The sequence below is a fragment of the Moorena producens 3L genome (assembly GCF_000211815.1).
GTDB lineage: Bacteria > Cyanobacteriota > Cyanobacteriia > Cyanobacteriales > Coleofasciculaceae > Moorena > Moorena producens.
This window is the reverse complement of sequence record NZ_GL890971.1, coordinates 71,986-85,418: the sequence shown is the minus strand read 5'-3', so window position 1 is coordinate 85,418 and position 13,433 is coordinate 71,986. Positions and strand designations below refer to the sequence as shown.

The following is a 13,433-nucleotide window of genomic DNA, read 5'->3' as shown; positions in this document are numbered from 1 at the left end:
GCCCCACTCAGCACTCAGCACTAACATGGACTTATTGCGATCGCTTCCCATCGGACTGTATTTGGAACAACCAGTAACCTGGATGCATCACCTCGACTCCAGGGTCAAGATGTTTTGGTTGACCAGTTTTCTGATCGCACCCCTGTTGGCAAATCCCTACTCTAGGATCGGGTTATCCTCGTTACTGATTTTAATCACCTTATCTGCTAGGATTCCCTGGCGGGTGTGGCGTCAGCAAATGGGTTGGTTGTTGATGCTGGCATGTTTTGTCTTCCTGATCACTGCGATCGCTCCAGATGGTATGGCCATTGACCATCAAGTCAGACTACCTGAAGAACTCACCCTACCTCAACCTAGTGACTACCGTTATGTGATCTGGAGTGGTAAAGCCTTTACTATGATTAGTGTTACTATTACTCGTCGCTCAATAGATTTAGCGATCCGCATCAGCACAACTCTATTTATCCTAGTTTACAGTTCAAGTCTCTTCCTGCTTACCACAGCACCAGAAGAAATTACCGCAGGTTTAGAAAGCTTAATCAAACCCTTACGGCGTTTGAATGTTCCAGTTACCGAAATTCTGCTGACCTTAACCCTTTCCTTGCGCTTTATCCCCCTAGTGCTCGAAGAAGTACAGAATTTAGGTCGTTCCATACGCACTCGTGCTATCAACTGGAAAAAACTCGGTCTGAGCCGAAGCCTACAAGTTTGGTTAATGGTTGCGGAAAAGCTTCTGGAAAATCTGCTGTTACGGGCTGAGCAAATTGCTAGTGCCATGACTGTCAGAGGCTTTACTAGTCCCAATGAACATCAAGTGGAGTGGCATCAACTGCGCTTACGCTGGTGTGATTGGTTAGCACTGGCAAGTTTACTAGTATTTTGGGGAGTAAGATTAACCTGGGGTTGGAAAATTTGAATCTTTTGTGAAAAACATAGCTATGGTTTAATCTAGGTAACTTAAAGCAATCCCTAGGCTTTAAAACCGGAACAGTCAAAAGATATGTATCTCAGCCATCTCTATGACAAATCAATCACCGTCCGAGCGGACATCACCCCCAACAGCTCCTCAGCCAAGTCGTAAACCAATTCTAGACCTTGATGAATTACTGGCAATTATCGTAGCCTTCGCTACTATTGGTCTAATTCTGTTTTGGGGAACGAGGGGCAACCGGGGAAAATTTAGCTTAAAATCCGTTGATTCTCCCATAGCATCATCTAAGTCAACGGGGGAATCATCAATATTCCCAAGCCTTAAATCAATCACGGGTGGGGGTAAGTCATCATCTGCGCGTTCCTCATGGTCCAAATCAAGAAATCGTTCTTTGTTTAGGGGATATTCACCTGATCCAGCTACCGGTTTAATGCTTGGGTCAGCTCAACAAGATAACTCACCAGAGGACTCAGAAACTAATCAATTCCTGGGGCTATTCTCATCGGGGTACTCATCGACAGGATATCCCGACCGCACCATGGCTAAGGGCAAAGCCCGAGGCGATAGCACTACTGACGGTAGCACAGGTTCTGACAAAGCCGGATCAGATGGCACTACTGACGGTAGCACAGGTCCTGACAAAGCCGAATCCTCATCACAAACTATCCCTATAGATGTTAGCGATTTCCGCTCCATTCAACCAGCAGAGATTCCTAATAATCATTGGGCAAGTCCTTTCATGATACCTCTAGCCCAGGACAAGCTATTAATTAACTTACCTGATCAGAAATTTCAACCGAACAGACCCGTGACAAGGGGAGAGTTGGCTGCTCAAATTCAAAAAGTGTTTCAAGAGCAGAAGAAGCGACAACGAGTAAATTATAAGGATAAACCTACTGATAAATCAGCCTCTAAAGCCATTGATGAAGCTACCGAAACCGGCTTCATGTCAGGATATCCCGGAGAGAAGTTCCGTCCTGAGCAAAAGGTTCCTCGTGTACAGGTTTTGGTTAGCCTGATTAGCGGTCTTGATCTTCAACCTTCATCGAATCCAGCCAAAACCTTACAGATTTACCGAGATAAGAATCAGATTCCTGAGTGGGCGATTGATAAAGTAGCAGCAGCAACAGAAGCGGGTATAGTTGTTAACTACAGTGACAAAACCTTGCTCAGACCCAATGAACCTGCTACTCATGCTGAAATGGTCTCTATGCTTTATCAGGCTTTGGTCAAATCAGATAAGGCTCAAGGGGTTTCCTCTCCATATATTGTAGCTCCAAAATAGAATTATCGGTAACCCGTTCAGGTAATGATTAGGCCATTTTAATCAACTTTATTGATTAGCCCGGAGTTAAAACTCCGGGCAATATTTTTTATGGGAATAGTAGGATAGCCATTTTCAATTGGGCTACCTTATTGGTTATAGGAAACAGGGAATAGGGAGCTTCCGAGCAGGGAGTAGGAAACAAAGAAAAAAATCCTGTGTACCTCATTACTATGACAAAGCCTTGTCAAGCATGAACCATTACCAAAGTGCTCTGACAGGTATCCCAATTGGGGTTCGAGGAGGAGTTGTCACTGTTGGCTGTACAGGAGTGGAAATGACAGTTCTCCGAATACGGTTCATCCGTTCGATACGCCTCTGTTGGAGAGACTCTAACACCTCGCTAACACTACTGGTAACCCTCCTAGTGTCTGAACTCGCCAAAGCAATTGAACTAACAACATTAACGATACGATTCCCAGCCATCAAGACTTGCTTACCTTCTATCAAATGCCATTGCCTGAGCTTGGAAGTCGGTAGCCAAACAGTTTGGCTCTCACCGTTGTCAAGCTTAACCTTTACCATATTGCCAACGATACTCTTGATAGTACCTTTGTTAAGCTCTTGCCCCCTATCTTGTTTGAGGATCCGGTTTTGGGCTTGTTCACCCATTGGATTAGCCTTAGCGGGAGCCATAGCAAGGGTACACAGCAGCAGTGACAAGGTAGTCCCTGTCCAGACATTCAAGTTTTTAATTTTCATCATCAACTTAACTTATATTTATGTTAATCGAAGGATTTAAAATTAACTAATCTACTGTAAAATCTACGGAAATCATAGATTTTTTCCGGAATATTTATCAGGAAATTTACTAATTTTTTATAAAAACAACAATTCTAACCTGGGTGTTAAGGTTTTTGGTAATGTGGCTTTTCAAGTCTATTAAAGTGATGTTATAAAGTTGTTATAAATAAAAAATCATTAGGAATGGTGAGAGGTAAATTGCTATCTCGGAGCTTAATGCTACTCTGCTTGAGTATAGTAATTCCAATACTTGATGGGCAACAGCAGGTAGCTGCCTCTGAAAAAACCAGTAGTCCTGACGCTACTACCAAAGAGGTTTTACATCAAAATCAATTGCCTGGAATTGAAGTCCCAAAATTGCCACCCCTTGGAGACCCGGATATATATCTTCCTCTAGAAGAAGACATCCCAGCAGAGGCTACTCAAATTACTCGTTTGGTGATTAAATTGAGTGAACGTCGTGTTTATGTCTATCAAGCGGCTCAAGTGCTAAACAGTTACCCAATTGCCATTGGTAAAGCGGGTTGGGAAACACCAACAGGCAATTTTGAAGTGATCCAAAAGCTTCAGGATCCAGCTTGGGAGCATCCCTGGACAGGTGAAGTAATTCCTCCAGGGCCGAATAATCCCCTTGGCGATCGCTGGATTGGTTTTTGGACTAATGGGAAGAATTATATTGGATTTCATGGAACAACTGCTGAGGAACTCGTCGGACAAGCTGTTTCTCACGGTTGCATCCGAATGCTCAATAAAGATGTCCGAGATTTATTTGAAAAGGTGGCTATAGGAACACCGGTAATCGTACAGCCTTGACATCCTCTCCGGGAATAGGTTAAACCCGAGACCTAGAGACTTGAGCCCTTAGCTCTTCATAATTATAAGATTATAACAGCTGAAAACCCCGTCACAAAGCGAGCGGGGATGAAAGCTTATAGCGGCTTGACGCGCCTTCTAGGAGTGGGAGAATTTCATCTTGTATCACTACAGAAAGTGTAAGCTGATGCGTATTTAAATTGGTTTTTCCCAGATCCGCTGTTCCCAGATCCGCTGTTCCCTTTGAGAGATTTAGGTATCCCAATCTAAATGCTGAACAGCTTAACAATGCCACTTGTCGTTTTGTTCTAAGTCTGCTAGCATAATAATATAGCAGAAGAGGTCGAGTTCTGATGATCATACTTGAGTTTAAGGCATACGGAAAAAAAGGACAGTATCAATCCATTGATGAGGCGATTAGGACTGTCAAGTTTGTGCGAAATAGCTGTCTTCGTCTGTGGATGGACAATCAAGGTCTAAATAAATATGATTTAAACAAATATTGTAAGACCTTGGCCAAGAATTTTTCATTTGCCAATGAACTGAACTCGACTGCTCGTCAAGCTGCGGCTGAAAGGGCATGGTCATCGATTGCTCGTTTCTTTGATAACTGCAAGAAAAAGGTACCTGGCAAAAAAGGCTTTCCCAAATTCCAAAAGCATTGCCGTTCTGTTGAATATAAGCAATCTGGTTGGAAAATATCTCCAGACAAAAAGTCTATTACATTCACCGACAAAAAAGGGATAGGAAGGCTTAGATTAAAGGGTACATGGGACTTGTGGCGTTTTGAAAAAAAACAGATCAAGCGGGTTCGGATAGTAAAAAGAGCTGACGGCTATTATGTTCAGTTTGGTGTTTCCGTTGATTGTACGGAAACTTTAAGACCTACTGGCAATACTGTTGGCTTGGACGTGGGGCTAAAAGAGTTCTATACCGACTCTAATAGCTATGCCGAACCTAATCCTCGATTCTACAGAAAAGGGGAGAAAAACCTTAAATTTTATCAACGTCGAGTATCTCGCAAAAAGAAAGGCTCAGCTAACCGTAAGAAAGCAATTAATAGACTAGGTAGGGCACACCTCAAAATAAGTAGGCAACGTCAAGAACACGCCAAGAGACTGGCGCGTTGCGTAGTCCAATCTAACGATTTGGTCGCTTACGTTCGCGCAGCGTGCCGTAAGGCAAGATTTGAGAGTCAGGAATTTGGTTAAAAATCACTGTCTAGCCAAGTCTATTAATGATGCAGGTTGGTATCAATTCAGAAAATGGCTAGAACATTTTGGTCAGAAGTTTGGCAGGGTGACTGTAGCAGTAAATCCTGCCTATACTAGCCAGAATTGCTCTCAATGTGGCGAGGTAGTGAAAAAGTCTCTATCAACTAGGACTCATGCCTGCAAATGTGGTTGTCAATTAGACCGCGACCACAACGCTGCAATCAATATTCTTGAAAGAGCCTTAGGTACGGTGGGGCACACCGGAACCTGGATCATTGATCCGAACTCTTCCGGAGATCTGTCCTCTACTTTTCCTGACTCCGGTTTGGTTGAGCAAGATGGGTCGTTGAACGAAGAATCCCCGCGTATGCGCGACCGGGGAGTGTCAATAATTTTTCGATAGCGATGAGTTAAATAGATCCCACGCTTAGCGCACTCCCAATTGATTTGGGGTCAAAGAACCAATGGTGAAATTATTGCCCCTATACCTCGACTTGTGGTCTGTTGCTCCACTTCCGGTCTTGGAGAGTTTCACAACTCAAATCCGATTGTTATAGTTATGATGGTGTAGGTTAAACTAACCGAAAACTATCTAGAGAAACTATCTAGAGAAAATATTAAGGTCAGCACCCCCCTGTTGCCTAGACGGGGCTTCAAGCCTCCGAGGCTAGGTAGCAGGGTGAAAACCGCACTTGACGTTCGTTTTTCCGACCCGGCCCCCCATAAACGGGGTTTCCAAACTTCAAACTTGTTTTTTTATGAGTAAATCAATAATTGAGTTAGTTGATGAACTGTCAACAGATAGCCTAACCGTAAAAATACTGAACGCACTGGATTTTGTGATCCCAGGGGAGTGGGAAAACCTCGTGGGGTTTAACCACACCATTCGCAAGCTAACTGGGGAAGAGGATTACGAGGTGATTACGAAAATTCGCGATCGCGCCCTCGCCATCTACGAAGACCCCAATGAGGGATACCAAAAAGCCGTTGGAATTTATCAAAAGTTTGACAGAACTGACAAAGCGATCGCAGCAGCCGCTTTAGCTGACAAAGTCGGGGATACCTTTAGGTGGATCCCGTTTTTAGAGAAACTGACTCCTAAAGCTGACAAGCTTCAAGGGGTTGACTTGGGTCTGAAATTAGTGGGGGAATTACTTGCCCATAGCAAAATTCACAAGGTTGGCTTGAATCCCTTTGAGTTTGCCAGTTCTATCCGGGAAAACTATGATCAAGCTGCTCTGATGCGGATGGTAGCTTTAGTTTGCATTGATGGGGTAATTCCTCTTGGTGCAGACTTTGTGTCTAAAGTAGGAAATACCCTTGAAGAAGGAGATCAATCAGCCTTTGCCAACAATGATGAGTTTGAAGCCATCAGTGACTCAATCCCAGATGGCGATAAACAGGGATTCATTACTCAAACCTTTGATGCAGTTGGTGGCTGGATGGATAATTTAGTTTCCTCTGTTGGATTAAGCCGTGATTCACTGTCCGATAGTTTGGGGGGCTTTGTAGAAATTGCCGATGACAAGTTAGACTATGTGGCGGCATTTCTAGACGCTAGCACTAACTACTATGAGCATACTGGCATTCAAACCGTTGCGCGTCATTTAATTCTTCGTGCCGCTGAAGAAATTGACTAGGGTAGTGGTAACTGCTCACCCTAAATGATCAGTGATCAGTATAGATCAGTATAGACGTTCCATCAATCTACCCCAAGGGGACTCCCGTTATACCCGCAGGGTTAGCGGGAGGGGAATTGGGGACTGGATCTCTTGGGTTTCCTTAAAGTTTTTGCTAAGATAAATGTATGATCGCACCGTAAAAAGTGCCGGTTTATTCGCAAGCTGAAAAGCCTCTGTCTTGATGCAATAGCGAGTGGTTTGTTCGCGTTCGCCTTTGGCGTGGCCTACGGCCAAGCGTCGCCTTTGGCGATAGTTACCGTAAGACAGGCTCGCCTTAATCAATAAGTTTTAACCCTTTTTTGCATAACCTACCAACCATAAAGGCTCAACGTAATCAGGTTTCGTCTCCGGGGGAAACCACGGCAGCGCGGTCATGGGGGAGACCCCCAAGACCGCGCTGCCTCCCCAAGACCGCGCTGCATCGCTGCTAAAAGGGTAAACCAACTGTAATCTTGAAAAAGTAAGCCCAATGATTTTTTGAGTCGGAGGGTGTAGAGGCTGTTTGGCTCAGCCGTTAAGGGTTTTCTACTCTTAAGAATCCCAGCTCCTTTGGAGCCGCTACGCGAACACTATAATCTTTGATGAGCGTGATGGGAGTGTCAAGGAACGTCTATACTCAAAAAGGGACAAAATCTCCAATAGAATAGTACTAGAATAATAGTTAATAATACTTGAAGAAAATTTTAATTCCATCCAGTTGAGTACTGACCTTGACAATGCTGCAATACAAAGTTTCTAAGCTAACTGAGTCCCGTAACTTTGTATTAGTTGCTGCTGGATTAATTATTGCTTTAGCGGTAACAGGCTGTGAACAATGGGATTCATCTGACCGGATAAGTAGACCAACACCAGACAATTTTCCTACTCGTACCTTCCCGAGACCGAAACCTAGGCAGTCGCCACCAGGGATCAAGCAAGTTTTTTACGTGGATTCTCAACAGGGTACGGACACGGAAAACGCTGGTCTAACCACTGCTAATCCCTTCAAAACCATTACCTATGCCTTAAAGCAAGCTCGTCCCTTAGCTACTATCCAGCTAGCGCCAGGTCAGTACACCGTTGAACAGGGAGAAACCTTTCCCCTTAAACTCAAACCTGGCATGATTCTCCAGGGAAACAAGTCCCCTAGAGGTGAAGGAGTAGTTATAATTGGTGGCGGTCTTTACCTCAGTCGCACGTGGGCAGGTCAGAATGTAACGATATTGGCAGCTCAAGATGCTCAGATTCTGGGACTAACTATTACTAATCCTAATACCAGAGGGAGTGGTGTGTGGGTAGAATCCACCAATCCCATCATTCGCAACAATACCTTTATCAATAGCCATCGGGAAGGAGTGTTTGTTAGTGGTAAAGGAAACCCTCTGATTGAAAATAATCGTTTTGCCAATAACCAAGGAAACGGTATATCTGTAACTCGGGAAGCAACAGGAGAAATCCGGGGCAATATTATTGAGCAAACCGGTCATGGTTTGGCGATAGGGGGCAACAGTTCACCCTTGGTAGTAAATAATCAGATTCGTGACAACATTGACGGGGTGGTGATTGAAGGGTCTGCACGTCCTGTGCTGCGCGAGAACCAAATTATCAACAATAGTCGGGATGGCTTGGTAGCGATTAGCCAATCTCAGCCAGATTTAGGCACTGCTAGTACTCCTGGAAATAACCTTTTTGAAGGCAATGAACGTTATGACATTTACAATGTTACTGGCAAAAAGCTATTAGTAATTGGTAATCAGCTCAAGGGGGATGGAGTTGCCGCACTGCTAGAAGCTGAACCAAGTTCTCCTGAATTTCCTGTAGACTTTGACGTTAATTAGTTTGGCTCAGTATGCTCCAAAAGCAATGCCGATTAGATTAGGATTGTTTTCATACTTTATTCACAATTGACATTTACAATGGTGTATGTTTTCCTGAGAGAAGTTTATAGTTAAAACAACTGAAAATGGGTCAATCAATTATTGAATTAGTTGACGAACTTCCAACGGATAATATAACCGTAAAAATCCTGAATGTACTGGATTTTGTTGTTCCGGGGGAATGGGAAAATCTCGTCGGTTTTGACAATACAATTAGCTCAGTTACAGGGGAAACAGATCCAGATGTGATTGAGTCAATTCGCGTACGCGCCCTTGAGCTGTACGAAGACCCTGATCAGGGATACCAAACAGCTATCTGGATTTACCAAACTCTTGACAAGACTGACACAGCGATCGCAGCAGCGGCTTTAGCTGACAAAGTTGGGGATACCTTCAGCTGGATTCCATTCTTAGACAGACTGACTCCCAAAGCTGACACCGTTCAATCTGTTGACTTGAGCATAAAACTAGTCGGAGAACTGATCGCTCATAGCAAGATTCACGGCCTTGGTTTTAATCCGGTAGATTTTGCTGCTTCTGTGGCAGAAAACTATCATAAGGAAGCTCTGATGCGGATGGTAGCCTTAGTTTGCATCGATGGTCTAATTCCTCTCGGTGCTGACTTCATGTCTAAAGTACGAAATAGTCTGGATGAAGGAGGGGAGTCCGCTCTAGGAGACAATCCTGCCTTTGCAGCTATCAGTGACTCAATTCCTGAATCCGATAAACAGGGATTTATCAGTAACACGTTTGATGCAGTTGGTGACTGGATGGATAATTTAATTTCCTCTACTGGGTTAAGCCCTGAGTCACTGTTTGACCGTCTGGGTGGCTTTATAGAAGTTGCTGATGACAAGTTAGACTATGTAGCGGCATTTCTAGACGCTAGCACCAATTGTTATGAGCATACTGGGATTCAAACTGTTGCTCGTCATCTGATTCAGCAGGCAGCTAAAGAGATTTGAGATTAAGTCTGGTTAATCACTTATCAAATAGTCCCTAAATTTTGGTGATTGGCATGAGGTAATGGGGAATCAGTAATATGACCACGATTCCCCATTGCACTAGTATCCATTATCCAGGAAATATAAAGATTATTTTTGAATTTATTTGTGCCTATTTTTGTGGCGTATAATGTTTTTTTTACGGGTTAAATTCAAACGTTTAATCATTCTATCGACTGTGGAACGACCAATTAAAACTCCCGTTTCTTCGGCTAACCAAATCCGGAGTTCATCTAACGTAGCATCCTGGTTTTTGATGACAAGATCTCGGAGAATATTTAATTGCTCTGGGGTAAGTTTTATCGGAGTTTGTTTAGTTCTAACTTTGGGAGCAATATTTCCGGTTTCTCGATACTGTTTGAGTAATTTTTGAACAAAGCTTAAGGCAACATTAAACTGTTGAGCAAGCTTACGTTGAGAGATATTGCCTTGATTATAAGCATCAATAATTTTTTGTCTAAGGTCAACAGAGTAGGCTTTCATGGTTTTTTAGGAGAATTATCTGAGCTATCCTCATTGTACCTGATTAGCTTGGTAAACGCTAGATTTTTTTATGCCAAAACATTGGAGCCTGGTAAGCATATGCGCTACTTGAGATGCTATTTGAGGTGCCGTCAGCTGTCAGCTGTCAGTTTATTTTATTCAAAAGCTGTTCGGTGTAGCATGCACTACGGGGATAAACTATTCCCATAGCTTGGCCACAGCCTTTGGCTGATACCTGATAGCAGATCAAGTAGCAGATCAAGTAGCGCACACTACTTGATCTGCTTATGGGCTATGGGTAAGCTACACTATGCTGACGGCTGAAGCTGACGGCTGAATACTGACGGCTGAATGCTAACGGCTGAATGCTGACGTTGTAAAGTAATCTAAAAATAGTTAGATGCTCAAAGAGCAGACACTAGCAGCTGGGTGATTCAAAGCAGGTTTATGATGCAATATCGAAGATTTGGGCGTACAGAATTACAGATGCCAGTCTTTTCCTGTGGTGGTATGCGATACCAGTTCAAGTGGCAGGATGTTCCCAAGGAGCAAATTCCCCAAGATCATCAACAGAATTTGGAAGCAACAATCCGCCGTTCTCTAGAGCTTGGCATTCATCACATAGAAACTGCTCGTGGCTACGGTACTTCTGAAATGCAATTAGGAGAGATTTTGCCAAAATTTCCCCGAGAACAACTGATTGTTCAGACTAAAGTTAATCCTAAGCCTGACCCCAAAGAATTTCGTCGTAAGTTTAATCAATCCCTAGCTTTATTACAACTTGACTATGTTGACCTACTGGGAATCCATGGGATTAATACCCCTGAGTTGCTAGATGATACTATCCGTCCTGGTGGTTATTTAGATGTAGCGCGACAGCTTAAAGCAGAGGGGAAGGTACGGTTTATTGGATTCTCGACTCATGGTCCTACAGATGTGATTGTTAAAACCATTGAAACGGACCAGTTTGACTACGTTAACTTGCACTGGTATTACATTAATCAGTTAAATTGGCCTGCCATTGAAGCCGCTACTCGTCACGATATGGGGGTGTTCATCATTAGCCCTTCCGATAAAGGGGGTATGCTCTATAAACCACCACAACGGTTAGTGGAACTTTGTGCTCCCCTTAGCCCAATGGTGTTTAATGATTTGTTTTGTTTGAGCCATCCCCAGGTGCATACGTTGAGTCTAGGGGCATCTCGACCATCAGATTTTGATGAACACCTTAAAGCTGTAGAACTTCTGGAGCGCTCAGAGGAAATATTACCGCCGATTTTAGAGCGTTTGGAGTCAGAAGCGATCGCAAAATTGGGAGAAGACTGGTTCCGAAGTTGGCACATTGGTTTACCCACCCATTCAGAAACTCCAGGGGGTATAAATATTCCAGTGATTTTGTGGTTGAGGAATTTAGCGATCGCTTACGATCTCGTAGAGTATGCGAAAATGCGCTACAACCTCTTAACTAATGGGGGTCACTGGTTTCCTGGTGCCCCAGCCAATCGGCTCAGAGAATTAGACCTGAGCCAATGTTTGCGTAACAGTCCTCATGCTGATCAAATACCAGCTTTTCTGGAAGATGCCCATAACTTATTAGGGGGTGAACCAGTCAAACGCCTCTCCCAACAATCATGAATAGGTTTGAAGCATATTGTTAATTGTTTGACACTCCCCGCCCTGGAAGGACGGGGATTCTTGTTTCAACGAGGTGACTTGTTATCCCTTGCCGGAGCCAGGAAAAATAGAGGTCTCCTCTCCCCAAGCGTAGTTGGTCTTTGACCTAGGTTTCGGTGTGCCGGAGACGAAACCTTAGAAGAGTGGAGCCTTAATCATAAAGTTTTAACCAAAGGTGCGCTTTCCGTCGGCGAATTAAATTCGCCACGGGTCGCACCTCTTTTACCCATAGCCGACTAACCATAAAGGCTCCACTCTTCTAAGGTAACTTCCCACCCCACCGTACCTTTTTTTTATATAGATAGATACTTTTTTTGATCTAATTTTTTCCTAGACGTTCAAGTCGTTAGACCCAATGGAGCAATATGTACGCTCTACATATTTTTTACGTTGCCTACTTATGATTAGATAGTATCTCTCTACTTTTAAAGTTTATTGTTTATGCTTTCATTATAGCACATCTCTTACAAACTTTCATTGAAAGCCGTCGAAGGAAGGACGGGGCTTTAAACCCAAAATTTTCGGTAATTATGGAATGATTAAGGGTAATTTAGAAGAGCGTGGCCAGAGGGGGTAGTGTGGGCAGAGAGGGGAGAGCAGAATCTCCACCTAAGCGATCGCTCTAGGCGGGGGAGCATTCAATGCTGAAATCGGTGTTTAATCTGAACATTTACTAATGTGATGAATCTTGCAATTCTCTACTGGGTGCTAATTGGGCTAATGCTTGTGGGAGTCTTGGGAGCAACTCTTCCAGGTCTACCTGGCACAAGTTTGATTTTAATGGCGATGGCGGTATGGTGCATGGTCACGAATTTTGCTGGAATTGGCTGGCCGGTGATGATCTTGTTTGTGATTTTAGTCTTAAGCGCAGCCATCGAACCCCTCGCCACTTATTGGGGCGCGAAACAAGTGGGAGCATCTAAGTGGGGTCAAATTGGTGCCGTTGTGGGATTAGTACTGGGATTTTTGGGTTTCCTACCAGCTTTGCCCTTCGGCGGACCACTGCTGGGTATTATAATCGGTCCAGTTTTGGGAGCGTTTATCGGGGAGTTTCTCTATCGCAGTGAGTGGACTCTAGCGTCACGAACTCAGCTAGCCTTAAAAGCAAGTGTGGGCATTATGGTAGGGTCGCTGATTGGCAATTTAATTGAAGGCTTGCTGGCTCTGAGTACAGTGATTGTTTTTGTTTTTACCACCTGGCCTGTGGTAATGGGAATTTAGCTTCCTCCGCGAGAAGCCCCACATCTCAATGCGCAGCATGAGTGTGGGATGAATCGCGGACAGGATCTATTGGATCTGGGAAGCGAGCTATTAAACTTCTGATCAGCTCGGACTGGGTCATTCCACGTCTATTCCCTTCTTGTTCCAATTGCCTTCTTTCAAACTCAGTAACTCTAATTGTCAATTTTTTATTTTTCATTTTCACTTGCCATTTGGCAGTACTTATTGTTAATATTATAGGTCGATAAAGCTAAAGAGCAAGTCAAATGAGAATAGCTGATCAGTACCGACTAAAACCTACAAAACAGCAAAAAGCCAAGATAGATCACTGGCTGTCAATGTTGTGCGCTCAATATAACTATCTGTTAGCTGATCGGNTTCGCTGGTACGATCATAATCGCTGTTCCATTAACGCTTGCCCCCTTGTTTGCCATCTTCCCGAATTAAGAGATAACCCGAACTACTATAGCCAAAAGAAAACTTTACC

At 43.7% G+C, this 13,433-nt stretch carries 12 protein-coding genes and 1 pseudogene; 10 read left to right on the top strand and 3 right to left on the bottom strand.

Annotated elements, in window-relative coordinates; translation table 11 throughout:
- Positions 1-25: 25 nt before the first annotated feature.
- Together LYNGBM3L_RS30815 and LYNGBM3L_RS30805 are read left to right on the top strand one after the other, a co-directional pair.
- Positions 26-916 (top strand): energy-coupling factor transporter transmembrane component T family protein, encoded by an 891-nt coding sequence (locus LYNGBM3L_RS30815; RefSeq protein WP_008190658.1) that lies wholly within the window; start codon positions 26-28, stop codon positions 914-916.
- Positions 917-1,019: 103 nt separating this feature from the next.
- Positions 1,020-2,216, top strand: a complete 1,197-nt coding sequence (locus tag LYNGBM3L_RS30805) for an S-layer homology domain-containing protein (protein ID WP_081431887.1) — start codon at positions 1,020-1,022, stop codon at positions 2,214-2,216.
- Positions 2,217-2,456: 240 nt separating this feature from the next.
- Here LYNGBM3L_RS30805 and LYNGBM3L_RS30800 read toward each other — a convergent pair whose 3' ends face one another.
- Positions 2,457-2,960, bottom strand: a complete 504-nt coding sequence (locus LYNGBM3L_RS30800) for a hypothetical protein (RefSeq protein ID WP_131827103.1) — start codon at positions 2,958-2,960, stop codon at positions 2,457-2,459.
- Positions 2,961-3,182: 222 nt separating this feature from the next.
- Here LYNGBM3L_RS30800 and LYNGBM3L_RS30795 point away from each other — a divergent pair, with 222 nt between their 5' ends.
- The 3 genes and pseudogenes from LYNGBM3L_RS30795 (at position 3,183) to LYNGBM3L_RS30785 (ending at position 6,666) form a co-directional block, all read left to right on the top strand.
- On the top strand, positions 3,183-3,812 hold the full coding sequence (locus tag LYNGBM3L_RS30795; protein WP_008190650.1) for a L,D-transpeptidase: 630 nt from the start codon (positions 3,183-3,185) through the stop codon (positions 3,810-3,812).
- 353 nt (positions 3,813-4,165) lie between these two features.
- A pseudogene (locus tag LYNGBM3L_RS30790) lies at positions 4,166-5,429 on the top strand (RNA-guided endonuclease InsQ/TnpB family protein).
- A gap of 355 nt (positions 5,430-5,784) precedes the next feature.
- Positions 5,785-6,666 (top strand): hypothetical protein, encoded by an 882-nt coding sequence (locus LYNGBM3L_RS30785; protein WP_008190642.1) that lies wholly within the window; start codon positions 5,785-5,787, stop codon positions 6,664-6,666.
- Positions 6,667-6,753: 87 nt separating this feature from the next.
- Here the strand turns inward: LYNGBM3L_RS30785 and LYNGBM3L_RS42235 are convergent, their stop codons facing one another.
- A complete protein-coding gene (locus LYNGBM3L_RS42235) occupies positions 6,754-6,990 on the bottom strand; it encodes a hypothetical protein (protein ID WP_131827104.1) in 237 nt (78 codons plus the stop codon).
- Between the two features lie 434 nt (positions 6,991-7,424).
- Here LYNGBM3L_RS42235 and LYNGBM3L_RS30780 point away from each other — a divergent pair, with 434 nt between their 5' ends.
- On the top strand, positions 7,425-8,525 hold the full coding sequence (locus LYNGBM3L_RS30780) for a DUF1565 domain-containing protein (protein ID WP_008190641.1): 1,101 nt from the start codon (positions 7,425-7,427) through the stop codon (positions 8,523-8,525).
- Positions 8,526-8,650: 125 nt separating this feature from the next.
- Positions 8,651-9,529 (top strand): hypothetical protein, encoded by an 879-nt coding sequence (locus LYNGBM3L_RS30775; protein ID WP_008190639.1) that lies wholly within the window; start codon positions 8,651-8,653, stop codon positions 9,527-9,529.
- Positions 9,530-9,670: 141 nt separating this feature from the next.
- Here LYNGBM3L_RS30775 and LYNGBM3L_RS30770 read toward each other — a convergent pair whose 3' ends face one another.
- On the bottom strand, positions 9,671-10,051 hold the full coding sequence (locus tag LYNGBM3L_RS30770; RefSeq protein ID WP_008190637.1) for a helix-turn-helix domain-containing protein: 381 nt from the start codon (positions 10,049-10,051) through the stop codon (positions 9,671-9,673).
- Between the two features lie 450 nt (positions 10,052-10,501).
- Here LYNGBM3L_RS30770 and LYNGBM3L_RS30765 point away from each other — a divergent pair, with 450 nt between their 5' ends.
- The 3 genes from LYNGBM3L_RS30765 to LYNGBM3L_RS37475 form a co-directional block, all read left to right on the top strand.
- A complete protein-coding gene (locus LYNGBM3L_RS30765; protein ID WP_008190635.1) occupies positions 10,502-11,686 on the top strand; it encodes an aldo/keto reductase in 1,185 nt (394 codons plus the stop codon).
- A 720-nt stretch (positions 11,687-12,406) separates the two neighbouring features.
- Complete coding sequence (locus LYNGBM3L_RS30760) at positions 12,407-12,946, top strand: DUF456 domain-containing protein (RefSeq protein WP_008190633.1); 540 nt, start codon at positions 12,407-12,409, stop codon at positions 12,944-12,946.
- A 266-nt stretch (positions 12,947-13,212) separates the two neighbouring features.
- A partial coding sequence (locus tag LYNGBM3L_RS37475; protein ID WP_148265623.1) for a helix-turn-helix domain-containing protein occupies positions 13,213-13,433 on the top strand: 221 nt, incomplete at its 3' end.

Bases quoted from the DNA above. Each gene is read 5' to 3' on its own strand.
- LYNGBM3L_RS30815 (WP_008190658.1), top strand. From the start codon at position 26: ATGGACTTATTGCGATCGCTTCCCATCGGACTGTATTTGGAACAACCA.
- LYNGBM3L_RS30805 (WP_081431887.1), top strand. From the start codon at position 1,020: ATGACAAATCAATCACCGTCCGAGCGGACATCACCCCCAACAGCTCCT.
- LYNGBM3L_RS30800 (WP_131827103.1), bottom strand. From the start codon at position 2,960: ATGATGAAAATTAAAAACTTGAATGTCTGGACAGGGACTACCTTGTCA.
- LYNGBM3L_RS30795 (WP_008190650.1), top strand. From the start codon at position 3,183: ATGGTGAGAGGTAAATTGCTATCTCGGAGCTTAATGCTACTCTGCTTG.
- LYNGBM3L_RS30785 (WP_008190642.1), top strand. From the start codon at position 5,785: ATGAGTAAATCAATAATTGAGTTAGTTGATGAACTGTCAACAGATAGC.
- LYNGBM3L_RS30780 (WP_008190641.1), top strand. From the start codon at position 7,425: ATGCTGCAATACAAAGTTTCTAAGCTAACTGAGTCCCGTAACTTTGTA.
- LYNGBM3L_RS30775 (WP_008190639.1), top strand. From the start codon at position 8,651: ATGGGTCAATCAATTATTGAATTAGTTGACGAACTTCCAACGGATAAT.
- LYNGBM3L_RS30770 (WP_008190637.1), bottom strand. From the start codon at position 10,051: ATGAAAGCCTACTCTGTTGACCTTAGACAAAAAATTATTGATGCTTAT.
- LYNGBM3L_RS30765 (WP_008190635.1), top strand. From the start codon at position 10,502: ATGCAATATCGAAGATTTGGGCGTACAGAATTACAGATGCCAGTCTTT.
- LYNGBM3L_RS30760 (WP_008190633.1), top strand. From the start codon at position 12,407: ATGAATCTTGCAATTCTCTACTGGGTGCTAATTGGGCTAATGCTTGTG.